Here is a 21,920-nt window from a genome sequence, read left to right as displayed (position 1 = left end):
GATAAATTATCTCAAATACGCTAGCTATGTTAAACAAGCGACATAAAAGCGCTTAATTTCAGGATCGCATTGCACATCCCTTACTTGAATCGGTTTTTGTAAGCTGATGCCCTCAATTGAACGGCAGCGACTTAAAGCCACATAAACCTGACCCGAAGCAAACGCACCCGAGGAAAGATCTACTCTTACCTTATCTAAGGTTTTACCCTGACTCTTATGAATGGTTACGGCCCAGGCCAACATTAAAGGAATTTGGGTATAGGTGCCAACTACATTGGGCTTTATTTTTCCCGACATCATCTCAATTGCGTATTGATAAGATTCCCAATCAAATGACTTAACCTCCACTGTATTCATGTAGGAAGCACTCTGAATCTCGACCTTGACCGCATCGCTTTTTAATTCCTTCACTACCCCAATACTGCCATTGACCCACTTCTTTGGAAAGTCTTTGTCATTGGCAGTAAACATAACTTTTGCGCCAATTTTTAAGGCTAAATGAAGGGGCGAAGGAAGGTTGCGCTCGTCGATATTAAATTTGCCATCTAGCTTACCTAAATATGTTTTTGCCGGAGAAGTAATTGCTACAAGTTCACTATTATTAATTTGGTCGGCCCGTGCATTGGTAGTAGTGAGAGTGATACTTAACGGGTCAAGATCTTGCTTGGCTGTTGTCGCTGATTGAAAGCATTGGGCGTTAAGACGCTCTAAGGTCGCATCAATATCTTCATTCAGCCGAATTTGATTCAGCATCTGCGTAAACTCACCATCTTTTTGGCGAAATATTTTTTGTAGCTCAATCATGGTTACCGCTTTACGATGCAAGACCATGGCACAAAAAAAGTAAGCGCCTTCGTAACCGCGCTCACGCAATATTTCCATATCTTCACTTCTTACGACCGGAGGTAATTGAAATAAATCACCTACAAACATAACTTGTATACCGCCAAAAGGCTCTCCTCGTTTGGGCCCATTCGCGCGTAAAAATAAATCCATTGCATCAATCAAGTCGGCACGCACCATTGAAATTTCATCAATAATGAGTAAGCGCATCCCTTCATACAGGCGCTTATCGCGCAGCACCTTAATATCTTCTTCAGGAAATATTAGTCGAGGAGGAAAACGAAAAAAAGAGTGGATGGTCACACCACGCACTTGCAAGGCTGCTACTCCAGTAGGGGCCAAGACCACTACATTGCCAGCAAGGTTTTCACGTAAATAGCCAATTAAGGTTGTCTTGCCAGTGCCTGCTTTGCCACTCACAAAAATATAGGGGTCACCCCGAGCAATTGCCTCCATCACCGCCTCATATTCAGGGGTGATTTCAATTTCAGAATTAGCGACATTTGTCATAGGTGCAACAATAACACCCTAAAATAGGTACTTCAGATAAGATTGGCGGATTATATTAATGAGATCAATTCGAGCATGAACGAAAAGTCTAAATCAGAAGAATTTACCGAGCAGTCAACCCTTACTCCGCAAGCGCCTGCCTTATTTAGCCGCTGGCTACCCCCTGGGCTTGGTAGGAAACTAATTCTTGCATTCTTTCTTGGTATGGGGTGCTTTGGCGTTTCTGAGGGGCGCTACTTGTGGTCCCTGTATTGGTTGGTGGCTATGACATTTTCACCGCGCATGGTGGGCTATTTTGTGCGGGGCTATGGTGGACTGATGAAAAAAATTAACCACACTATCAATCGACCATAAATCCGAGAATTGGATAAAATCAAAGCCGATATTAGAGCTTGCTTTATGATTAGCCTAACGCCTTACCGTGCCCCTTTAATAGGTTTGAAATGAACAAAATAATTGCCTTATTTTTGCTATCCATTGCCATCTATGGCTGTCAGGTTGCGCCCTATTCGGACTCATCCCCCGGCATGCAAAACACGATTCAGAATCAAATTACTGAGGGCGGTTGCATGGGTATGCCATGCAATTATGGCAACTAATAAGCTTAACTAAAAAGCTCGCTTACTCCAAAAAAAATGACCCTCACTCGAGAGTCATGATTCAAGCAGCCAAATGCTGAATTATTAAGAACTTAACCGGCTGATTTATCCTGAATTGCAAAAGACAAATAACTTAAAAAAAGCGCTATACCTAAAGACGCTAAAAATACAGCGACTTTTGACTGGCCAGCAGGGAAAATTAAATAAAATGCAGTGGTAATACTAATAATCATTCCAGCAATACCAGCTAGTTTCAAAATCTTATCCATCGGGCTTTGAGATTCAGTAAAAAGCATATTCAATATCCTTTCGTTAAGCAAAAATATTCACCGTAAAGCAAGTGAAATAATTCGCACCTTAACCCACTTGCCATGCGCTTACATTACATCGTGGTCCAGCCAGAGTCAAGACTAGCCGCAACATATTCTTAAAAATATCAATTAGGCGCTCTAAACCCAATTAAAATATAGGCTTATGGCTGGGCTGAATCGGTTAGGCAGAAGTCTTCATTTGTTCGGTAGGGAAAATAAAGGCGCCAATCACAACCAAGAAGCAAAATGCTGCAAAGGCCTGTAGCATTAAAGTAAAACCACCGTTGGCATAGAGTAAGGCCACTAAGCCTACCGAAGCGCCTGCTGCAGTAAAGCCCAGGAAATAGCGAACCGCAAAAGCGCGGGCGCGCCACTCATCCGAAGTATATTTACCAACCATCGTGTCGTTTACAGTTACCTGACCAAAAATACTAATCACAATCCCAATCGAAACGAGAATTAGCATAAAACCAGATGTTTCTGCTGCAACATACAGCATCGCTACTAAAAAAATAGCTAGTGGCATAAAAATCTTTTTAAGCGGATATTTATCCAGCAAATTACCAATCGTATATTGGGCTAAAGCACCAAACACATAAACCGTAGAAGCAATTAAACCTAAAAGCGCAGTATTTTGGGTGATCTCGGCGAGTCTTTCTTGAAATAATTTTGGCAGCGCTACCGTGATCGCATTAAAAGTGGTTGAGCTAGCAATAATTGTCAAGACTAAGGACACCACCACTAGCGCCATCACATTTTTTGATACTCTGGCATTACCCACGCCCAAGGATTTTTTGGCAATTTTTTCATCATGAATGGTTTTCATAAAAATGAGCCCAATGACGATGGCAATGACACCGGGTAAAACAAAAGCCCAACGCCAGCCTAAATATTCACAAATTAAGCCCGTGATGAGTGCTGATGAGGCTACTCCTAAGTTACCGTAAACACCGTTGATACCTAGTTCCCTCCCCAGTTTTGCTGAGTAAGACGTTAGCATGGCCATGCCTACAGGGTGATAGATCGAAGCAATGATCCCAACTGCAAATAGTGCAATCCCTAGCTGCATTGGTGTTTGTATCAAGGCAGTGCCTAAGAGGGCAGATCCCATGCCAATAAAAAAGATGGCAAGCATATTTCTTCTGCTCCAGCGATCGCCTAGCCACCCGCTAATTAACGACCCAGCACCAAAGGCAATAAAGCCAGGGGTAGCATACGGCAGTAGCTGCGCATAGGTCATATTAAATACTGGCGCCATCACAATGACTGCGGCTGCAAACACCAGCATGGCATAGTGATCAATAAAATGCGCCAGATTAATAAAGCCAATGACTTTTTTGGGTGAATTCATCGCCAACCCCTTATAAAACAGATGTTTATCCTAATTAAGATAGAAATTCTATTCCTGATTGTCAATTTTTTGATAATTACCCCAATCTTATCGGGCTCAATTACACTAACTACTAATAAACGTCTTAATCCGGAGGCAACCATATGAAATTTGAAACTAAAGCTGTACATGCTGGCTACAAACCCGATCCAGTTACCAAGGCAGTAGTGCCCCCAATTTACCAAACGGTAGCCTATGCCTTTGACAGCGCACAGCATGGGGCCGACTTATTCGATCTAAAAGTGCCTGGCAATATCTATACCCGTATTATGAATCCAACCCAATCAGTGCTTGAAGAACGTGTGGCTGCGCTCGAGGGCGGCATCGCTGCCCTCGCACTGGCTTCAGGGCAAGCTGCAGTCACTTACGCAATTCAAACTATCGCTGAAATGGGCGATAACATCGTTTCTTCAAATGCCCTTTATGGCGGAACCTACAATTTATTTGCCCATACTTTGCCTCAATATGGAATTGAAACTCGCTTTGCCGATTATCATGATCCCAAAAGTTTTGAGCCGCTAATCGATGCCCGTACCAAAGCAATTTATGTTGAATCGTTGGGCAATCCCCAAGGTAACGTGACTGATATTGCTGCCATAGCGGAAATGGCACACCGCCATGGCGTCCCTCTCATTGTTGATAACACGGTACCTAGCCCCTATTTATGCCGCCCCATTGAGCATGGTGCCGATATTGTGGTGCAATCTTTAACCAAGTATATGGGTGGCCATGGCAATAGCTTAGGCGGCGCCATCATTGATTCTGGCAAGTTTCCTTGGGCCGAACATAAAGAAAAATTTAAGCGACTTAATGAGCCCGATGTGAGTTATCACGGCGTGGTTTATACCGAAGCTTTAGGACCCGCAGCTTATATTGGTCGCGCACGGGTAGTACCACTAAGAAATATGGGCGCTGCTATTTCACCGTTTAATGCCTTTTTAATTTTGCAAGGAATTGAAACCTTGCCGCTGCGCATGGATCGTATTTGTGAAAATACGTTAGCGGTAGCTAATTTTATGAAACAACAGGCGAAGGTGCAGTGGGTTAACTATGCAGGCTTACCCGACCACCCTGACCATGCCTTAGTAAAAAGAATAATGGGCGGCAAAGCATCGGGCCTAATGACTTTTGGTGTTAAAGGTGGGCGAGCTGCGGGTGAACGTTTCTTAGACGCCTTAAATTTATTTACCCGTTTAGTCAATATTGGCGATGTCCGCTCTCTCGCTACACATCCTGCTTCAACCACCCATCGCCAGCTTTCGCCAGAAGAATTGGCTAAATCTGGGGTTACCGAAGATACGGTGCGTTTATGCGTTGGCATTGAACATATTGATGATTTAAAAGAAGACCTCGCCCAAGCTTTAGCCAAGGTATAGAGTAAATAGGAGAGTCAAGCTGAGAGTTGCATGCCACATTGCTACCCACACACATTACTGAGTAGGGATTTAATCAATATGCCTACCAAGCTGCCGGAGACATTTAGGATATTTTTAATTGCCTAGTCAATTGCAGTAATGGGTAACTAAATCTTAAATGCCTGGCGTCCGATCAACTTCCACTCACCACCTTCAATTCGAAATACATAGATAATTTCTAATTCGACATGCCCTGGTTTGCCGCCCGGCGCAATATCAGCCGATACATGATTACGTACAACGGCAAGATCCCCCATCATGACAATTTTTTGATTAGTCACATCAATTTTAGTAAATACCGACTTCCGTTCAACTAGAGCATCGATGAATTCTTTTTTGTTCTGCACCCTGCCATCCGAATGCCCATAATTAACTTGGGCTCCTGAAATTGCACTGAGCTTTTGCGCATCGCCTGAAAGAATGGCAGCATTCAACCTTTCCATCGCCTTAGATACCTCTGCTTCGGTTGCAGGTTGAGCAAATGCACTTGAAAAGCTGATGGCAAAAAGAGCCACTAATTGTAATAAACGAATCATAGTTGTCTGAACCATAGTTGTCTCCTAGGGGTAATTTTTTTAATGTCGGTCAATAATTTATAAAATAAATAATCGTCTTTTTTCTTCACTATACCTGAATAGCAATAAATTACTACTTCTGCCACCGCTTCAGTGCTTCATCATCGGTAATGCGAGCATCGACCCAATGCTCGCCAGTGGGTGTAGCCTCTTTTTTCCAAAAAGGGGCAGCGGTTTTTAAGTAATCCATAATAAATTCGCAGGCGGCAAAGGCTTCGCCACGATGTTGGCCTGTCACTGCTACCAAAACAATTTGCTCGCCAGGCAACATTTTGCCGATGCGATGAATCACTAATGTGTCGCGAATCTGCCAGCGCGCCTTCGCTTCGGCAATAATTGCTGCTAGCGCTTTTTCGGTCATGCCAGCATAGTGCTCTAACTCCATGCTGTTTACCTGACTACCATTATTCATATCGCGCACAGTACCGACAAAAGAAACAATTGCGCCGACCTCTAAATCACCAGAGCGTAGCGCAGCAATTTCGGTGCTCAAATCAAAATCAGCAACTTGAATACGAACTGTCATTTCAGCCGCCGGTAACAGGGGGGAAAAAAGCGACTTCATCGCCGTCGCTGATGCGCACATCTTCTGCCGCAATGTGTTGGTTTACAGCACAACGTATGGGCCGTTCGGCATTAAATAATTGCGCCCAAACTTCACCCCGCTGCATGAGCCAAATCCGCAACTCTGCAGTATTCACTACAGATGGCGGCACACTAACCAATTCCTCGCTTAAACCGAGGCCTTCGCGTAGGGAGGCAAAAAAGCGTAACTGTAGTTTCATCGTGCCATCCTAAACGATTTTATAGATTGAATGATGCTTAACTCAGGAGCCCACTAAAAGGCATATAAGTTACCATTACACCGCGTTGAATTGCTTGATTTGGCGGACAGTCAACTAGACCATCGCCCCATGATGCGCTTGTTAAGACCCCTGAGCTTTGATTAGGAAATAAATCGAGGCCGCCTGCTGCGTTCTCCTTAACTCGCAAGAATTCATTACGGCGATCGGCTTTGAGCCAATCGAAATCTGCCCGCATAAAATATCTTGGTGCGTTTATCTCATGACGACCCTGTAAGCGCAAAATAAATGGCCGGACAAATAATAAAAATGTAACGAAGCTCGACACGGGATTACCTGGCAGACCCATAAACCAAGTTTCACCACTCGCAACATCAGCCCCTTTACGCACCGCACCAAAGGCCAATGGTTTACCAGGTTTAATTGCTATTTGCCAAAGGTCTAAGCGTCCTTCTGCGCTAACAGCGGGCTTAATATGATCCTCTTCCCCAACCGAAACCCCACCTGATGTAATGATCAGGTCATGATTTACACTTGCCGCCCGCAACGCCGCGCGAGTAGCGTCTAAGCGATCGGGTACGATACCTAAATCAGTAGGGATACATCCTAACGATCTTAAGCAAGCTAATAAAGTATCGCGATTCGAGTTATAAATTCCGCCAGGCTTTAATGGTTCGCCAGGCAAAGCTAGTTCATCACCAGTAAAAAATGCAGCAACTCGCACGCGGCGTTTCACCATTAAATGGGTAAGACCAGCAGATGCAGCAACCCCCAATTCTTGGGGACGTAAAAAAGTACCCGCTGACAAGGCCACTTTGCCGGCTGTAAGATCTTCGCCACGGCGACGAATCCATTGCCCCGCGAGAGGTAAATGCAGAATCTGTACGCGATCTGTTTGTCCCGCAATTTCACTTGGTAACAAGCTGGTTTCTTCTTGCATGACTATCGCATCTGCACCCTCAGGAATCGGAGCGCCAGTGAAAATACGTGCAGCTTGCCTTAACTCTAATGTCTGACCAACTGTTCCCGCAGGAATACGTTGACCAATGTGCAATGTCATATCAGCAGCGCTTAAATCGGCACAACGTACTGCATAACCATCCATCGAACTATTATCGAGGGGCGGTACATCTACTAAACTAGCTAAATCAGCTGCCAACACTCGTCCTAGAGCTGTCTGAGTTGGCTCACGCTCTACTTCGCTAACCGCCTGAGCATGCGGCAGTAAATGATCTAAAGCTTCTTGAGCAGTGAGCATAGTTTTTATTGAAGATGTGAAGTAATAAAAGCTTTCACCTGATTGACATCGGGTCTCATTGTCTGCACCCGTTGCGGTAAAGTTTTAATACTTTGAAAAGCAGGCGGACAATCAGCCGGGCGCCCTAGCGCAGCTTCAATGGTCTCTGCAAACTTAATTGGCAGAGCAGTTTCAAGCACAATCATGGGTATCCCCGCCTGTAGATGATGGCGTGCTACCTGCACACCGTCAGCGGTATGCGGATCGATCATCACGCCATACTGCATATCGATATTACGAATCGTGTCGAGGCGATTTTGGTGACTACTACTTCCAGAAATAAAGCCAAACTGCTGTATCGCTTGAAAGGCTGGGTCAGTCGATAAATCAAAGCCGCCAGTCTTCTCGACTTGCTTAAATAAAGCAGCAGTCCGTTGACCATCTTGACCTAATAAATCAAAAATAAAGCGCTCAAAATTACTGGCTTTCGAGATATCCATTGATGGACTAGTGGTATGTAAAGTCTCCGCCGCTTTACGAGCGCGATAAATGCCTGTGCGGAAAAATTCATCAAGTACATTATTTTCATTCGTAGCTAACACTAAATGCTCGATTGGTAAACCCATCATGCGCGCTATATGGCCTGCACAAATATTACCAAAGTTGCCTGAAGGAACAGCAAAAGACACCTGCTCTGTATTCGCTTTAGTGGCCAGAAAATAGGCTTGAAAGTAGTACACGACCTGAGCTACAACCCGCCCCCAGTTAATTGAGTTCACAGTACCAATGTGGTAGCGGGCTTTAAATTCTAGATCATTACTTACTGCTTTAACAATATCTTGGCAGTCGTCAAACACCCCTGTAAGCGCTAAATTATGGATGTTGGCATCAGGTAAAGAATACATTTGTGCGGCTTGAAACGCGCTCATTTTACCTTGCGGTGACAACATAAATACCTGAATACCAGCTTTACCGCGCATGGCATATTCTGCTGCGCTACCCGTATCACCCGATGTCGCACCCAAGATGTTAAGTTGTTGCCCCGTTTTTTGCAAAGCATATTCAAATAAATTGCCCAGCAACTGCATCGCCATATCCTTAAACGCTAAGGTAGGCCCGTTAGAAAGACTTAAAAGGCTGAGGCTAGTACCCTGCTCTTCTCCCAAATAATGCAAAGGAGTAATATCGCTTGCTAAATCAGTGCGCCGACCATTGCAATAAACCGCTGCGGTATAGGTTTTACGAGTGATGTCAAGTAAATCTGCTGCTGGTATGTCATCACAAAACAAATGTAACACCTCATATGCTAAATCGGCGTACGTTAATTTGCGCCAAGCATCGAGTTGCGCCGAGCTGACTTGTGGATAATGCACTGGCAAATATAAACCGCCATCGGGAGCTAAGCCACCAAGTAAAATGGCCTGAAAGCTGACTAGCGGGCTATTACCGCGGGTAGATTGATACAGCATTGTGCTTATCTATACGTAGCCGCACTTACGATAAGTTTTCAAGCCGCAGCTTAACAACGTCGGCCATAACAGTCGGCAAACATTGAATCTCTTGAATTGCTGCCAACATATTTTTTTCTTTAGTCGCATGAGTTAACATCACTAAATCAGTTTGTCTTTCACCTTCGAGCGCTTCTTTTTGGATGAGCGCGTCAATTGAAACATGATGTGAAGCCAAAATTTTCGTAATTTCTGCCAAGACCCCTGCCTGATCTGCCACACATAGGCGCAAGTAATAGCTACTCGTAATTTCGCTCATGGGCAAAATAGGTAAGTTTTGCATCGCCTCGGGTTGAAAAGCTAAATGGGGAACACGATTTTCCGGATCAGCTGTCATTAAGCGAGTTACATCAACTAAATCGGCAATAACGGCGGAAGCGGTTGGCTCAGAGCCGGCCCCTTTACCGTAATACAAAGTTGTGCCTACTGCATCGCCAAAAACTTGCACTGCATTCATCGCCCCCTCAACGTTGGCAATCAGGCGCTTGGCAGGAATTAAGGTGGGATGCACCCGCAGTTCAATGCCTGCAGGCGTACGCTTGGTAATGCCAAGTAATTTAATGCGATAACCCAGTTGCTCGGCATAGCGAATATCGATAGCTGACAATTGAGTAATACCTTCAATATGGGCCTGTTCAAATTGCATCGGAATACCAAATGCAATGGCACTCATAATGCTCACTTTATGCGCTGCGTCGATACCCTCGATATCAAAAGTAGGGTCGGCTTCAGCATACCCAAGGCGTTGCGCCTCCTTCAGGACGGTAGCAAAGTCTAAGCCCTTATCGCGCATTTCTGACAAAATGAAATTGGTCGTGCCATTAACAATTCCAGCGATCCATTCAATACGATTAGCCGATAAGCCTTCGCGTAATGCTTTGATAATAGGGATCCCGCCAGCAACTGCAGCTTCAAAGGCCACCATGACACCTTTTTCATGCGCTGCTGCAAAAATGGCATTTCCATGCACGGCAATTAAAGCTTTGTTTGCGGTAACGACATGCTTGCCAGCAGCAATGGCTTCCATCACTAAATCTTTGGCGATGCCATAACCACCAATAAGTTCGATCACGATATCAATTTCTGGATCGGCAATTACCGTGCGCGCGTCAGCAACCACTTGAGCCCGACCTTGCACCAATTCTTTAGCTCGAGATACATTTAAATCGGCAACGGTATGAATGTGAATACCACGCCCCGCGCGCCGTTGTATTTCCTCTTGGTTGCGCTCAAGCACCGCAAACACGCCGCCGCCGACCGTACCAATTCCTAAAAGACCGACCTGAATCGGTTTCAAGCCATTTTTTTTCATGATGATTTAGCAGTCGTTAACGCTTTGTTGGTGCCGTGTTTTAGTCGATACCGTTCCAGAAACTGGGCTAAGCGGCCAATCGCTTCACGTAAAACATCCTCATGCGGTAAAAAGACGACGCGGAAATGGTCAGGCTTGACCCAATTAAAGCCAGTACCTTGCACTAATAACACTTTTTCTTCCCGCAAAAAATCAGTAATCCATTTTTGATCGTCGGTAATGGGGTATACCTCGGGATCTAATTTTGGAAAAAGATATAAAGCAGATTTAGGCTTGACACAAGTCACGCCGGGAATAGCGGTAATTAAGTTCCAGGCTAGTTCACGCTGGCGAGCTAAACGTCCGCCACTGGCTACCAAGTCATTAATGCTTTGATAGCCACCCAATGCGGTTTGAATTGCATATTGACCTGGTACGTTTGCACATAAACGCATCGAAGACAACATATTTAAACCTTCAATGTAATCTAAAACGTGGCTTTTATCGCCGGAAACCACCATCCAGCCAGCCCGATACCCACAAGAGCGATAGTTTTTCGATAAGCCATTAAAAGTAATGGTAACGACATCGGTCGATAAAGCCCCTAAGGAAATATGTTCAGCCTGGTCATAAACCATCTTGTCGTAAATTTCATCGGCAAATAAAATGAGGCCGTGTTCACGGGCAATGGCTATTAAACTCAAGAGCACTTCTGAGGAATAAATAGCACCAGTCGGATTGTTGGGATTGATTACTACAATTGCTTTAGTGTGTGGTGTAATTTTGCTGCGTAAGTCGTTTAGATCGGGCGCCCAGCCATTGGCTTCATCACATAAATAATGAATTGGGTTACCACCCGATAAACTTACTGCCGCTGTCCAAAGGGGATAGTCTGGGGCAGGCACCAACACTTCGTCACCATCATTTAACAAGGCATTCATAGCCAAAACAATCAATTCAGATACGCCGTTACCGGTATAAATATCATCTAAAGTGACACCTTGGATATTTTTTTGTTGACAGTAATGCATGATCGCTTTACGCGCAGAAAAAATGCCCTTTGAATCGGAGTAAGCGGATGCATTACCCAAATTACGAATCATGTCGAGTTGAATTTCTTCGGGAGGATCAAAGCCAAATACCCCCACATTCCCGATATTCAGTTTGATAATTTTCTGGCCCTCTTCTTCCATTTGCTGGGCAAGGTCGAGCACAGGGCCACGAATGTCGTAGCACACGTTATTGAGTTTTGCGGATTTGAGGACGGTTTTCACAATCGGTCTACTGGTCATCTATTGGCCATCTAATGCCCATTCTTAAGGAATAGGTATATAGAGAGGCTGGCTATAATTCACTCAATTATGACAGAGCGCGCACGTGAAGCTTCATTCTGACGACCATTCCGGCCTAAATACGATTTCGGGCTATGGTACTGACTATATTCAGATCAACCAGAAAACCTATCAGCATGCCGTCTTAGTCAGCCCCTCGGGCGCAATAGTGGCTTGGCCGGTAGCAAACTTTGCAGCGCTGACCGAAGCCGATTTTTTGCAAATTTGTGCGCGCCAGCCCGAATTATTTATTTTGGGCACAGGGGCTCGTCAGCATTTTCCTCGGCCAGAACTACTAAAACCCCTTATTCAAGCACGCATGGGTTTTGAAATCATGAATTCACAGGCAGCCTGCCGCACTTACAATATTTTGATGGGCGAAGGTCGGCAAGTATTGGCTGCTATTCTGCTTGATACCGTATGAATAAGCCCCCTGTCAAACTTGGCCTAGCGTTTGCTGTGCTAGTGGTCTATACGATCATTTGGTTCGGCACTTTGAACTATCGTCACCTAATCCCTTCTGACGAAGGTCGCTATGCTGAAATGGCGCGCGAGATGCTTGCTAGTGGCGATTGGATTACGCCGCGCTATCACGACTATCTCTATTTTGAAAAACCCCCTTTACATATTTGGGCAACCGCTGTCATCTTTCAGGTTTTTGGTATTGGGGAATGGCAAGCCCGCTTATGGTCTGGCTTGTTGGGTTATCTCACGATTCTGCTGGTCGGCTTTACAGCTTGGCGCTTGTATAGCCCGCGTGCAGGACTATTGGCAGCAGTGGCCTTGGGTTCTGCCCCGATGTGGGTGGTGGGTGGACACTTTAATTCACTCGATACCGGTTTATCGGCCTGCTTAGCAGCCGCGCTATGCACTTTTTTGCTAGCGCAAGCGAGCCCTGAAACGCGTACCCGCAGCCGCTGGATGCTCGGGTGCTGGGCAGCCATGGCCTGCGCAACCCTCAGCAAAGGCTTAATTGGCATTGCGTTGCCTGCCATGGTTTTTGTGGTGTATTCAATGGCGACTTGGAATTGGCACATTTGGAAATCATTATCTTTACTCAAAGGCTTATTACTATTGCTTGCCATCACGGCCCCGTGGTTTATTTTAGTGTCACTACGCAATCCTGAGTTTGCCCAATTCTTTTTTATCAATGAACACTTTCAGCGCTTTACCCAAGAAGAACATAGTCGTCCAGGTCCAATCTATTTTTTTCTGCCCTTTCTGTTATTGGGATTTCTGCCGTGGCTACCGCAAGTCGGCAGTGCAATGTGGCAAGCATGGCAACAGTTCCGCACTCAGCGCCGGATCCAGTTTTCTAGTCTTGGCTTATTAAGCTGCTGGGCTCTCGTCATTCTCGGTTTCTTTAGCGTTTCACAATCAAAATTACCGGGCTACATCATGCCCACCTTTCCGGCCCTAGCCTTGCTGGCTGGCTATGCCATTGATCGCAGTTTGGGCGAGCGTACTCACTTATCTACTTACTGGAAGGTACAAGCGCTATTTTTTGTCGTGCTAGGTTGTGTTGGCTTTGCTTTTTTACCGCTAATTGGCTTTGAAGCCAAGCCGGATGAATTATTGGCCTATGCCAGTTATACACAGTGGGTTATCACTGCATTGCTTATGCTTATTCTATTTAGCCTTGCTGCAGCACTATTGGCTAAACGCAATGCGTTAGCCAGTATTTATTGTTACGCGCTCGGATTCTTTTTCACCTGCACCATTGCCGGCACCGGTCATGAAGCTCTGGGACGTGCCGTTTCTGGAGTTGATTTAGCCGCCCAAGTAAAAGCCCAAATTCCTCGTGATGCCACCATTTATTCCGTGCGGATTTTAGATCACACCTTCCCTTTTTATCTTGGTAGAACCATGGTGATGGTCGAGTTTCCAGACGAACTTGAATTTGGCGTTAAACAGGAACCAAAGCGCTGGGTGCCTACCCTCGATGAGTTTATCGAGCGCTGGCAAAATGAGCCCACTGCCTATGCGCTGATGGTGCCAGAGCAATATCTGGCCTTACAAAAATTAGGCTTACCGATGCAGGAAATGGGTCGCGATTCTCGGCGAGTGGTAGTGGCTCACCCAAGTTTGCGAAAATAGCACCATGAACGAAAAAACCGCTGCAAGCCAGATTTCGCCACCAGACTTTATTCCTTTTACTCGGCCAAGCTTTGATGAGGCCACGATTGCTGCGGTGGCAGCAGTAATGCAATCGGGCTGGGTTACTTCGGGCCCGAAAGTCGCCGAATTTGAGGCAGAGTTAAGCCGTTATTTTGGAGACCGACCAGTGCGTTGCTTTGCCAATGGCACAGCAACAATGAAAATTGCCTTGCAAATAGCAGGTATTGGCGTAGGCGATGAAGTGATCACCACACCGCTATCTTGGGTTGCCACTGCCAATGTGATTTTATCGGTTGGCGCTAAGCCTATTTTTGTCGATGTCGACCCGCGCACTCGCAACCTCGATCTCTCACAAATTGTTGCGGCCATTACCCCGCAAACCCGCGCCATCATGCCAGTGTATTTAGCGGGCTTACCCGTTGATATGGACGAGTTATACGCCATTGCCAAATCCCATCACCTGCGAGTGATTGAAGATGCTGCACAAGCATTTGGCTCACATTGGCGCGACAAACGCATTGGCAGCATAGGTGACTTAGTCAGCTTTAGTTTTCAAGCAAATAAAAATCTGACTACCGTTGAAGGAGGCTGCCTCGTTCTCAATAACTCCAATGAAACTGCCCTAGCTGAAAAACTGCGTTTGCAAGGCCTTACTCGGCATGGCCCAGATGGGATGGATGTCGATGTCTTAGGGGGTAAAGATAACCTTACCGATATCAATGCCGTTATTGGTTTACATCAGCTTAAAAATCTGCCCACTTTTCAAGCGCGACGTGTCGCCATTGCAAAACACTATTTTGAGTTATTAAAGGCCGGATTAAATACAAGTGCACTTAAGGGCTTTGCCCTGCAACTGCCTCCCGAAAACTTTAGTGATAGTAATTGGCATTTGTATCAAGTGCTGTTACCTTTGCAGCAATTAAAAGTAGAGCGGTCGCAAATCATGACCGAATTAAAAGCACTGGGTATTGGCACAGGCGTGCACTATCCCATCATTACTAATTTCTCGCTCTATCGAAAATTAGGTTACCTTGCAGAAACGACGCCAGTAGCCGAAGTCATTGGCCGCTCAATTTTGACCTTGCCCTTATTTCCTGCCATGAGCGATGCTGATGTCAAACGCGTTTGCAGCTCTTTAATCGGGGTTTTTCAGCACCATTATCAAGCCAGCGCATAATTACGCTATGACGGCCTCAACGCAACTCAATTCGCTCATCAATGCACCGCAATTAAGCATTATTGTGCCGGTATACAACGAAGAAGCTGGCTTACCCGCGCTCTTTAGTCGCCTCTATCCTGCACTGGATACGCTGGCTCAAAAACGTCAGCTACAGTACGAAATTATTTTTATTAATGATGGTAGTCGCGATCGTTCTGCAGCCATGTTGGGTCAGCAATTTGAAGCACGCCCAGATACCACACGCGTCGTGTTATTTCAAAATAATTTTGGCCAGCATATGGCGATCATGGCTGGCTTTGAATACGCTCGCGGTGAATACATTATCACTTTAGATGCGGATTTACAAAATCCCCCCGAAGAAATCGATGCGCTAGTCCAAGAATTAGTTGCAGGGCACGATTACGTGGGGACGATTCGCACTAATCGTAAAGATACCCTATTTCGTAAAAGTGCCTCGCGGCTGATGAATCACTTACGCGAAAAAATTACCCATATCACCATGACCGATCAAGGCTGTATGTTACGCGGCTACCGGCGGCGCATTATTGATTTAGTAGGAAAATGCAATGAAAGCAATACTTTCATTCCAGCACTGGCTTATACCTTTGCTACCAATCCAACCGAAATTACTGTGCAACATGAAGAACGGTTTGCGGGAGAGTCGAAATATAGCGTTTACCAGTTGATTCGTCTTAATTTTGATTTAGTCACTGGATTTTCGGTGGTGCCCTTGCAAATTTTTTCCATTCTTGGCATGTTATTGGCCTTGGCAGCAGGCAGTTTATTTGCCACCCTCTTAATTCGGCGCTTTATTATTGGCGCTGAGGTCGAGGGTGTGTTTACCCTTTTTGCACTAACCTTTTTCCTCATTGGAGTCATGTTATTTGGGCTGGGTTTATTGGGCGAATACATTGGGCGCATCTATCAACAAATTCGCCAACGGCCTCGCTACGTAGTGCAGGCCGTACTCGAAAAACCTTAAGTTATTTTTATGCGCGCAGTTGTTTTTGCCTATCATGATGTTGGCGTGAATTGCTTGCAAGCGCTTCTCGACGCAGGTATAAAAGTTGATTTAGTCATCACCCATACCGATGACCCCAATGAAAATATTTGGTTTGCGAGTGTAGTAGAGCTCTGTAAGCAAAAAAATATTCCTTATGTACAGCCTCTGGCTAATGAATTAAATGCTCTTTTACCCCACTTACAAACCCTTCAACCAGACTATATTTTTTCGTTTTATTACCGCTACTTAATTCCTGCCACCCTTTTAGCCTGTGCCCGCATTACTGCCCTCAATATGCATGGCTCTCTACTGCCCAAATATCGGGGGCGTGCCCCAGTGAATTGGGCTATTTTGCACGGTGAAACTGAAACGGGCGCCACCTTGCATGTCATGGAAGCAAAACCAGATGCTGGCGATATTGTTGGTCAAGAAGCGGTTGCCATTGGCCCAAATGACACCGCCACAACTGTCTTCGCAAAAGTTAGCGCGGCCGCGGTTCACGTACTCCAAATTGCTCTGCCGCAGCTGTTGCTCGGGCAAATCAAACGCTTACCCAATCACCTCAAACAAGGTAGTTACTTTGGTGGTCGCAAACCTGCTGACGGCAAAGTTGATTGGTCGCAAACTGCGCAATCGATTCATAATTTGATTCGTGCGGTTGCGCCCCCCTATCCAGGGGCGTTTACCACTTGGCAAGGACGGCAAATGGTCATAGCAAGCTCGATTTTATTGGCCTTACCACCCCCACAAATTGAGCTTAGTGAGCTGGGTGTGCAGATGGTTGATAATCAGGTGTTTGGCATTTGCGGTGATCGACAGGTCATTCAGATCCTGCACTGGTATCCCGCTTAGTGCTTAGCGTGCATTTGTATTCAATTTTTTAGACGAGGCAGCACCGATGAAAAAAATCCTCATTCTTGGGGTTAATGGTTTTATTGGCCACCATCTTTCCAAGCGTATCCTTGCGACCACCGATTGGGAAGTGTATGGCATGGACATGCAAAATGATCGTCTAAGCGATTTGCTGAGTAATCCGCGCATGCATTTTTTTGAAGGTGATATCACAATTAATCGTGAATGGGTTGAGTATCACATTCGTAAATGTGATGTCATCTTGCCCTTAGTCGCCATTGCTACGCCAGCCACTTATGTGCAGCAGCCGCTTCGTGTATTTGAACTCGACTTCGAAGCAAACTTACCCATTGTGCGTTCAGCGCTTAAGTACAAAAAACATTTGGTCTTCCCCTCAACCTCTGAAGTTTATGGCATGTGCAGTGATGCCGAGTTTGACTCAGCTACTTCAAATCTAGTTTACGGACCCATTCATAAACAACGCTGGATTTACGCCTGCTCTAAACAATTAATGGATCGGGTGATTTGGGGTTACGGCATGGAAGGGTTGCGCTTTACCTTATTCCGTCCATTCAACTGGATTGGTCCAGGCCTGGATAGTATTTATACGCCTAAAGAAGGTTCGTCACGCGTTGTCACCCAGTTTTTAGGGCACATTGTGCGGGGTGAGCCAATTAATTTAGTCGACGGTGGCGAGCAAAAACGGGCGTTTACTTATATAGATGATGGCATCGATGCGTTGATGAAAATCCTCGCCAATACTAATGACATTGCGAATGGCAAGATATTTAATATTGGCAATCCTAAAAATAATCATTCTGTACGCGAGTTAGCTACTATGATGCTCGAAATTGCTTGCAGTATTCCCGAGTATGCAAAAACTGCGCAACAAGTCCAGATTATTGAAACGACCTCTGCCGCCTATTATGGTGAAGGTTATCAAGATGTGCAAAATCGCGTTCCGGCGATTGATAACACTAGGACCGAGTTACATTGGCAGCCAAGTACGACCATGCATGATGCCTTGAAACATATTTTTGAAGCCTATCGGCATGATGTTCCTAAGGCGCGGAACTTAGTCGATCAAGACAATTAAGTTGACCACTTAGCCCATGGCAAAAATCGCCCTCAAGGTGGACGTGGATACACTACGCGGCACGCGCGAAGGGGTGCCTAATTTAGCCCGCGTTCTGGAGCATTTACACCTGCACGCTACATTTCTGTTTAGTCTGGGGCCCGACCATACTGGTTGGGCACTCAAGCGCGTTTTTCGACCTGGTTTTTTAAAAAAAGTAGGGCGAACTTCTGTCGTTGAGCATTACGGTATTCGCACCTTACTTTATGGGGTCTTATTGCCAGGTCCCGATATTGGTCAATTGGCTCGCGAGGAGATGCAAGCGATTCATCGTGCGGGTCATGAAACCGGGATTCATGCTTGGGATCATGTCGCTTGGCACGATGGGGTTCGTAACCGCAATGCTAAATGGACCCTCAAACACATGCAGCTCGCCTACGATCGCTTTCAAGAAATTTTTCGTCGTCCGCCAAGTACTGCTGGCGCGGCTGGTTGGCAAATGAATGAGGTAGCGCTTCAGCAACTAGATAGCTGGGGTTTAAAATATGCCTCAGACGGTCGTGCACCCCTAAATTTAGCGCCTTATCGCCTGCTCTTCCCCGCAGAAAAAAAAGGTGCCCCACCCAGCAAAAGTCAATGCATTCAATACCCCACTACCTTGCCAACCCTAGATGAACTGATTGGTGTTGCAGGTATGGATGCTTTTGCTGCCGTTCGACATCTACTAAGTCTGACCCAAAGCAACCCCAATGATCAAGTCTTTACCCTTCATGCAGAACTAGAGGGGCAGAAGCTCTTGCCGGCTTTTGTAGAATTAATCGAGGGTTGGTTGTTACAAGGTCACCATTTAGTCACCTTGGGCGAATTACACCAATCTTGGGTGGCTACGCAGCAACTCGATAAAATTATGGCTTGTCCCTTAAGTTGGGGTACCGTCCCCAATCGCAGTGGTGAATTAATGGTCTTACCGTAAGTTATTTTGAAATACTTTTTAACCCTAAAGGATTGATATGAGCATTGCTATTGGCCAACGTTTACCGAATTGCACTATTCCTGCAACCTCGCAACGCATATTTTCTCCCGCAGCATATGCGGGTCGTAAACTGGTTTTATATTTTTATCCTAAAGATTCAACCCCAGGATGCACGGTTGAGGCTGGCGAGTTTCGTGACGCCATTGATGCCTTTTCTAAAGCCAACACCTTAGTTGTCGGGGTCTCACGCGATAACCTGAAATCACATGATCATTTTCGGCAAAAACTGGATTTGCCATTTGAATTGGTGGCCGATACCGAAGAAAAACTCTGCGCCCTTTTTGGGGTAATCAAAATGAAAAATATGTACGGCAAGCAAGTCCGCGGAGTTGAGCGAAGTACCTTTTTATTTGACTCGACTGGTAAGCTCTGTAAAGAATGGCGCGGCCTCAAAGTACCTGGGCACGCAGCCGAGGTTTTACAAGCGGCAGAAGCCCTTCAATAAAAAAGCAACAATTAACCCTTGCATTGCATTTAATTTGAGGTAAAGTAAAGGCATATGCACCAAAAACGATGGTATGGTTTGATCATCAGCCTTGGCAATACAAAGCCAAGTAAGCGCAACCTCCCCCACAGTTTGGCTAATTTTTATCATTTTTTTGTCAACCGCCACCGCGCTTTGCCTGGCGGTTTTTTCTTTTAGGAGCCCTGCATGCCTTTGCCCCCACTGCCGAAGCAAATTGCCGATCAAGTGAAATTGAACCGTAAAGAAGCTCCGGATTTAAAACAAAGGCTAGTGCCCCTTGTCAGCAATGCGGTGGATACCCTCTTAGATACCCAAGTTGATCTTGAAGCCCTAAGCTCAGCAGATTGGGCAAATAGTGCTCAAGTTGATTTATCCGCCGCAGAATTAGCCCTTGAAAAAATTAAAGGTGATCATCGGCTGAAGCAAACTGAAAATAAAAATTCAAAACGCATTATCCGTAGCGGGCCACCAACTTTATTTGTGCTGGATACCAATGTTTTAATGCATGACCCTGCATCGCTCTTCCGTTTTGATGAGCACGACTTATATTTACCAATGACGACTTTAGAAGAGCTCGATAACCATAAAAAGGGGATGAGCGAAGTTGCGCGTAATGCCCGCATGGTCAGTCGTTCGCTCGATCAACTCATCGCGGGGACTACTGGCACTCTTGAGGAGGGCATCCCGCTGAACAAGTTGGGACACTCGGATGTTTCAGGCCGGCTGTTTTTTCAAACCCAATTATTTACCCATGTACTGCCTGAGGGGCTGCCCGAAGGTAAGGGAGATAATTTAATTCTCGGGGTAGTACGTGAGCTCAAGCAAACGAAACCCGAACAAGAGGTGGTCTTGGTATCGAAAGATATCAATATGCGGATTAAGGCACGGGCACTAGGCTTGCCTGCAGAAGACTACTTTAATGATCAAGTCTTAGAAGACCGTGACTTAATGTATACGGGGGTAATGCATTTACCAACCGATTTTTGGCCTAAGCATGGCAAAGCGATGGAAAGTTGGTCAGATGTCAAATCAGGCTCGATGTTTTACCGAGTCACAGGTCCATTAGTATCTAGTATGCTAGTTAACCAATTTGTCTATCAAGAAAATCCCGATGGCTCGACGCCGTTTTATGCGCAAGTAAGAGAAATTAATGGCAGGACTGCGCTCCTACAAACGCTGCGCGATTTCTCCCATCAAAAAAATAATGTTTGGAGCGTAACCGCACGCAATCGCGAGCAAAACTTTGCGATGAACTTACTGATGAATCCCGATGTTGATTTTGTTACCCTACTCGGCCAAGCGGGCACCGGCAAAACCCTTCTTGCTTTAGCGGCTGGCCTTGAGCAAGTGCTAGATAGCAAACGCTATAACGAAATTATCATTACTCGCGCGACCGTACCAGTCGGCGAAGATATTGGCTTCCTGCCTGGCACCGAAGAAGAAAAAATGCAGCCTTGGATGGGTGCCTTTGATGATAATCTTGAAGTCTTGCATCGCAATGAAGATAACTCTGGTGAATGGGGTCGCGCTGCAACCCAAGAACTCATTCGTTCGCGTATTAAGGTCAAGAGTATGAACTTTATGCGCGGCCGCACCTTTGTCAGTAAGTTTGTGATTATTGATGAGGCGCAAAACTTAACGCCAAAGCAAATGAAAACCTTGGTTACCAGAGCTGGTCCTGGTACGAAAATTATTTGCTTAGGCAATATCGCCCAAATCGATACCCCCTATTTAACTGAAGGCTCATCTGGTCTAACCTATGTCGTTGACCGCTTCAAAGGTTGGCGTCATAGCGGTCACGTGACTCTTGCCCGTGGCGAGCGCTCACGCCTTGCCGATCATGCTGCAGAAGCCTTATAACTATCGCTTTAGTCTGCTTATTGGTCTTGCTGTTTTTGGTCTCACGGCGTGCGGCATGTTTGGCGGACGTTCAACTCAAGTCTCGCCATTTTCTTCGCCACGAGTAAGCCAGTTTAAGGAAGATACTAGCGTTGGCGCTGAAGATATATCCATTGCTGCTGTTGGTTTAGTTGATGTGCCATATCGTTTTGGAGGCAACACTCCAAATGGCGGTTTCGACTGTAGCGGCTTAATTGTTTATGTTTATAACAAAGCGGTTTCAATAAGACTGCCGCGAACGATTGAAGAAATGAGTAGAAAAGGAAGTGGCATTGGTCAACAAGCGCCAGCGCCAGGCGATTTGATCTTTTTTAATACCACTGGAGAAAAGTATTCGCATGCAGGAATTTATGTGGGTCAAGGTCGCTTTGTGCATGCGCCTAGCGCCGGTGGCACGGTTCGTTTAGACCGCATTGACACGCCCTATTGGGCCGCACGCTTTACTGAAGCAAGGCGCATCGTACCTAACAACTAAGTGGCG

General features: G+C 45.8%; 24 protein-coding genes. 13 read left to right on the top strand and 11 right to left on the bottom strand.

Features of this window, described 5'->3' with window-relative positions; genetic code table 11:
* Positions 1–24 precede the first annotated feature (24 nt).
* On the bottom strand, positions 25–1,353 hold the full coding sequence (locus tag LZG75_RS09415) for an ATP-dependent RecD-like DNA helicase (protein ID WP_233937314.1): 1,329 nt from the start codon (positions 1,351–1,353) through the stop codon (positions 25–27).
* Between the two features lie 75 nt (positions 1,354–1,428).
* On the opposite strand from LZG75_RS09415, the gene LZG75_RS09410 reads away from it, so the two are divergent.
* Both LZG75_RS09410 and LZG75_RS09405 read left to right on the top strand, forming a co-directional pair.
* Complete coding sequence (locus LZG75_RS09410; RefSeq protein ID WP_233937313.1) at positions 1,429–1,707, top strand: hypothetical protein; 279 nt, start codon at positions 1,429–1,431, stop codon at positions 1,705–1,707.
* Between the two features lie 89 nt (positions 1,708–1,796).
* A complete protein-coding gene (locus LZG75_RS09405) occupies positions 1,797–1,952 on the top strand; it encodes a hypothetical protein (protein ID WP_233924256.1) in 156 nt (51 codons plus the stop codon).
* A 92-nt stretch (positions 1,953–2,044) separates the two neighbouring features.
* On the opposite strand, the gene LZG75_RS09400 is transcribed toward LZG75_RS09405, so the two are convergent.
* Together LZG75_RS09400 and LZG75_RS09395 are read right to left on the bottom strand one after the other, a co-directional pair.
* Entirely contained in the window at positions 2,045–2,248 is a 204-nt protein-coding gene (locus tag LZG75_RS09400; protein WP_233924255.1) for a hypothetical protein, read from the bottom strand.
* A 196-nt stretch (positions 2,249–2,444) separates the two neighbouring features.
* Positions 2,445–3,614, bottom strand: a complete 1,170-nt coding sequence (locus LZG75_RS09395) for an MFS transporter (RefSeq protein ID WP_233924254.1) — start codon at positions 3,612–3,614, stop codon at positions 2,445–2,447.
* 143 nt (positions 3,615–3,757) lie between these two features.
* Between LZG75_RS09395 and LZG75_RS09390 the strand changes: the two genes are divergently transcribed.
* Positions 3,758–5,029, top strand: a complete 1,272-nt coding sequence (locus tag LZG75_RS09390; RefSeq protein WP_233937312.1) for an O-acetylhomoserine aminocarboxypropyltransferase/cysteine synthase family protein — start codon at positions 3,758–3,760, stop codon at positions 5,027–5,029.
* A 146-nt stretch (positions 5,030–5,175) separates the two neighbouring features.
* On the opposite strand, the gene LZG75_RS09385 is transcribed toward LZG75_RS09390, so the two are convergent.
* The 7 genes from LZG75_RS09385 to LZG75_RS09355 form a co-directional block, all read right to left on the bottom strand.
* Positions 5,176–5,619, bottom strand: a complete 444-nt coding sequence (locus LZG75_RS09385; protein WP_233924252.1) for a nuclear transport factor 2 family protein — start codon at positions 5,617–5,619, stop codon at positions 5,176–5,178.
* 97 nt (positions 5,620–5,716) lie between these two features.
* The gene (moaE, locus tag LZG75_RS09380) at positions 5,717–6,169 is read right to left on the bottom strand and encodes a molybdopterin synthase catalytic subunit MoaE (RefSeq protein ID WP_233924251.1); all 453 of its coding nucleotides are present in this window, start codon (positions 6,167–6,169) and stop codon (positions 5,717–5,719) included.
* A gap of 1 nt (position 6,170) precedes the next feature.
* Positions 6,171–6,428 carry a molybdopterin converting factor subunit 1 gene (moaD, locus tag LZG75_RS09375; RefSeq protein ID WP_233924250.1) on the bottom strand — a complete coding sequence of 86 codons (258 nt, stop codon included), beginning with the start codon at positions 6,426–6,428 and terminating at the stop codon, positions 6,171–6,173.
* Positions 6,429–6,465: 37 nt separating this feature from the next.
* Positions 6,466–7,704: a gephyrin-like molybdotransferase Glp gene (gene glp / locus LZG75_RS09370; RefSeq protein ID WP_233937311.1), complete on the bottom strand. Its 1,239-nt coding sequence runs from the start codon at positions 7,702–7,704 to the stop codon at positions 6,466–6,468.
* Between the two features lie 5 nt (positions 7,705–7,709).
* The gene (thrC, locus tag LZG75_RS09365; protein ID WP_233924248.1) at positions 7,710–9,152 is read right to left on the bottom strand and encodes a threonine synthase; all 1,443 of its coding nucleotides are present in this window, start codon (positions 9,150–9,152) and stop codon (positions 7,710–7,712) included.
* Between the two features lie 25 nt (positions 9,153–9,177).
* Positions 9,178–10,488, bottom strand: a complete 1,311-nt coding sequence (locus LZG75_RS09360; protein ID WP_233937386.1) for a homoserine dehydrogenase — start codon at positions 10,486–10,488, stop codon at positions 9,178–9,180.
* Between the two features lie 11 nt (positions 10,489–10,499).
* Positions 10,500–11,756, bottom strand: a complete 1,257-nt coding sequence (locus LZG75_RS09355; protein ID WP_233924380.1) for a pyridoxal phosphate-dependent aminotransferase — start codon at positions 11,754–11,756, stop codon at positions 10,500–10,502.
* A gap of 103 nt (positions 11,757–11,859) precedes the next feature.
* Here LZG75_RS09355 and LZG75_RS09350 point away from each other — a divergent pair, with 103 nt between their 5' ends.
* From LZG75_RS09350 to LZG75_RS09315, 8 genes are read left to right on the top strand one after another with little or no spacing between them, the layout of a single operon-like run.
* Positions 11,860–12,237, top strand: a complete 378-nt coding sequence (locus tag LZG75_RS09350) for an Mth938-like domain-containing protein (RefSeq protein ID WP_233924247.1) — start codon at positions 11,860–11,862, stop codon at positions 12,235–12,237.
* The gene (locus LZG75_RS09345; RefSeq protein WP_233937310.1) at positions 12,234–13,910 is read left to right on the top strand and encodes a glycosyltransferase family 39 protein; all 1,677 of its coding nucleotides are present in this window, start codon (positions 12,234–12,236) and stop codon (positions 13,908–13,910) included. The genes LZG75_RS09350 and LZG75_RS09345 overlap by 4 nt, the downstream gene beginning before the upstream one ends.
* A gap of 4 nt (positions 13,911–13,914) precedes the next feature.
* On the top strand, positions 13,915–15,108 hold the full coding sequence (locus tag LZG75_RS09340) for a DegT/DnrJ/EryC1/StrS aminotransferase family protein (protein ID WP_233937309.1): 1,194 nt from the start codon (positions 13,915–13,917) through the stop codon (positions 15,106–15,108).
* Positions 15,109–15,145: 37 nt separating this feature from the next.
* The gene (locus tag LZG75_RS09335; protein WP_370635402.1) at positions 15,146–16,093 is read left to right on the top strand and encodes a glycosyltransferase; all 948 of its coding nucleotides are present in this window, start codon (positions 15,146–15,148) and stop codon (positions 16,091–16,093) included.
* A gap of 9 nt (positions 16,094–16,102) precedes the next feature.
* Positions 16,103–16,966 carry a formyltransferase gene (locus LZG75_RS09330; RefSeq protein ID WP_233924243.1) on the top strand — a complete coding sequence of 288 codons (864 nt, stop codon included), beginning with the start codon at positions 16,103–16,105 and terminating at the stop codon, positions 16,964–16,966.
* Between the two features lie 46 nt (positions 16,967–17,012).
* Positions 17,013–18,062 carry a bifunctional UDP-4-keto-pentose/UDP-xylose synthase gene (locus LZG75_RS09325; RefSeq protein WP_233924242.1) on the top strand — a complete coding sequence of 350 codons (1,050 nt, stop codon included), beginning with the start codon at positions 17,013–17,015 and terminating at the stop codon, positions 18,060–18,062.
* Positions 18,063–18,078: 16 nt separating this feature from the next.
* Positions 18,079–19,014: a polysaccharide deacetylase family protein gene (locus LZG75_RS09320; RefSeq protein WP_233924241.1), complete on the top strand. Its 936-nt coding sequence runs from the start codon at positions 18,079–18,081 to the stop codon at positions 19,012–19,014.
* A gap of 37 nt (positions 19,015–19,051) precedes the next feature.
* Positions 19,052–19,519 carry a peroxiredoxin gene (locus LZG75_RS09315; protein ID WP_233924240.1) on the top strand — a complete coding sequence of 156 codons (468 nt, stop codon included), beginning with the start codon at positions 19,052–19,054 and terminating at the stop codon, positions 19,517–19,519.
* On the opposite strand, the gene LZG75_RS09310 is transcribed toward LZG75_RS09315, so the two are convergent.
* Positions 19,493–19,669: a hypothetical protein gene (locus LZG75_RS09310; RefSeq protein ID WP_233937307.1), complete on the bottom strand. Its 177-nt coding sequence runs from the start codon at positions 19,667–19,669 to the stop codon at positions 19,493–19,495. The genes LZG75_RS09315 and LZG75_RS09310 overlap by 27 nt on opposite strands.
* A 57-nt stretch (positions 19,670–19,726) precedes the next feature.
* On the opposite strand from LZG75_RS09310, the gene LZG75_RS09305 reads away from it, so the two are divergent.
* Together LZG75_RS09305 and LZG75_RS09300 are read left to right on the top strand one after the other, a co-directional pair.
* Positions 19,727–21,400 (top strand): PhoH family protein, encoded by a 1,674-nt coding sequence (locus tag LZG75_RS09305; protein ID WP_233937306.1) that lies wholly within the window; start codon positions 19,727–19,729, stop codon positions 21,398–21,400.
* On the top strand, positions 21,381–21,914 hold the full coding sequence (locus LZG75_RS09300; protein ID WP_370634813.1) for a C40 family peptidase: 534 nt from the start codon (positions 21,381–21,383) through the stop codon (positions 21,912–21,914). Before LZG75_RS09305 ends, LZG75_RS09300 begins: the two co-directional genes overlap by 20 nt.
* Positions 21,915–21,920: the final 6 nt, after the last annotated feature.

Origin of the sequence: Polynucleobacter sp. IMCC30063 (assembly GCF_021395235.1) — a bacterium.
Classification (GTDB): domain Bacteria; phylum Pseudomonadota; class Gammaproteobacteria; order Burkholderiales; family Burkholderiaceae; genus Polynucleobacter.
The sequence above is the reverse complement of the archived record's forward strand: the minus strand, read 5'-3'. Positions and strand labels throughout refer to the sequence as shown.

Coding starts and splice junctions, on each gene's coding strand:
- moaE (WP_233924251.1), bottom strand. CDS start 6,169: ATGACAGTTCGTATTCAAGTTGCTGATTTTGATTTGAGCACCGAAATT.
- thrC (WP_233924248.1), bottom strand. CDS start 9,152: ATGCTGTATCAATCTACCCGCGGTAATAGCCCGCTAGTCAGCTTTCAG.
- LZG75_RS09330 (WP_233924243.1), top strand. CDS start 16,103: ATGCGCGCAGTTGTTTTTGCCTATCATGATGTTGGCGTGAATTGCTTG.
- LZG75_RS09390 (WP_233937312.1), top strand. CDS start 3,758: ATGAAATTTGAAACTAAAGCTGTACATGCTGGCTACAAACCCGATCCA.
- LZG75_RS09415 (WP_233937314.1), bottom strand. CDS start 1,353: ATGACAAATGTCGCTAATTCTGAAATTGAAATCACCCCTGAATATGAG.
- LZG75_RS09315 (WP_233924240.1), top strand. CDS start 19,052: ATGAGCATTGCTATTGGCCAACGTTTACCGAATTGCACTATTCCTGCA.
- moaD (WP_233924250.1), bottom strand. CDS start 6,428: ATGAAACTACAGTTACGCTTTTTTGCCTCCCTACGCGAAGGCCTCGGT.
- LZG75_RS09385 (WP_233924252.1), bottom strand. CDS start 5,619: ATGGTTCAGACAACTATGATTCGTTTATTACAATTAGTGGCTCTTTTT.
- glp (WP_233937311.1), bottom strand. CDS start 7,704: ATGCTCACTGCTCAAGAAGCTTTAGATCATTTACTGCCGCATGCTCAG.
- LZG75_RS09325 (WP_233924242.1), top strand. CDS start 17,013: ATGAAAAAAATCCTCATTCTTGGGGTTAATGGTTTTATTGGCCACCAT.
- LZG75_RS09400 (WP_233924255.1), bottom strand. CDS start 2,248: ATGCTTTTTACTGAATCTCAAAGCCCGATGGATAAGATTTTGAAACTA.
- LZG75_RS09310 (WP_233937307.1), bottom strand. CDS start 19,669: ATGATAAAAATTAGCCAAACTGTGGGGGAGGTTGCGCTTACTTGGCTT.
- LZG75_RS09345 (WP_233937310.1), top strand. CDS start 12,234: ATGAATAAGCCCCCTGTCAAACTTGGCCTAGCGTTTGCTGTGCTAGTG.
- LZG75_RS09340 (WP_233937309.1), top strand. CDS start 13,915: ATGAACGAAAAAACCGCTGCAAGCCAGATTTCGCCACCAGACTTTATT.
- LZG75_RS09320 (WP_233924241.1), top strand. CDS start 18,079: ATGGCAAAAATCGCCCTCAAGGTGGACGTGGATACACTACGCGGCACG.
- LZG75_RS09395 (WP_233924254.1), bottom strand. CDS start 3,614: ATGAATTCACCCAAAAAAGTCATTGGCTTTATTAATCTGGCGCATTTT.
- LZG75_RS09410 (WP_233937313.1), top strand. CDS start 1,429: ATGAACGAAAAGTCTAAATCAGAAGAATTTACCGAGCAGTCAACCCTT.
- LZG75_RS09305 (WP_233937306.1), top strand. CDS start 19,727: ATGCCTTTGCCCCCACTGCCGAAGCAAATTGCCGATCAAGTGAAATTG.
- LZG75_RS09300 (WP_370634813.1), top strand. CDS start 21,381: ATGCTGCAGAAGCCTTATAACTATCGCTTTAGTCTGCTTATTGGTCTT.
- LZG75_RS09405 (WP_233924256.1), top strand. CDS start 1,797: ATGAACAAAATAATTGCCTTATTTTTGCTATCCATTGCCATCTATGGC.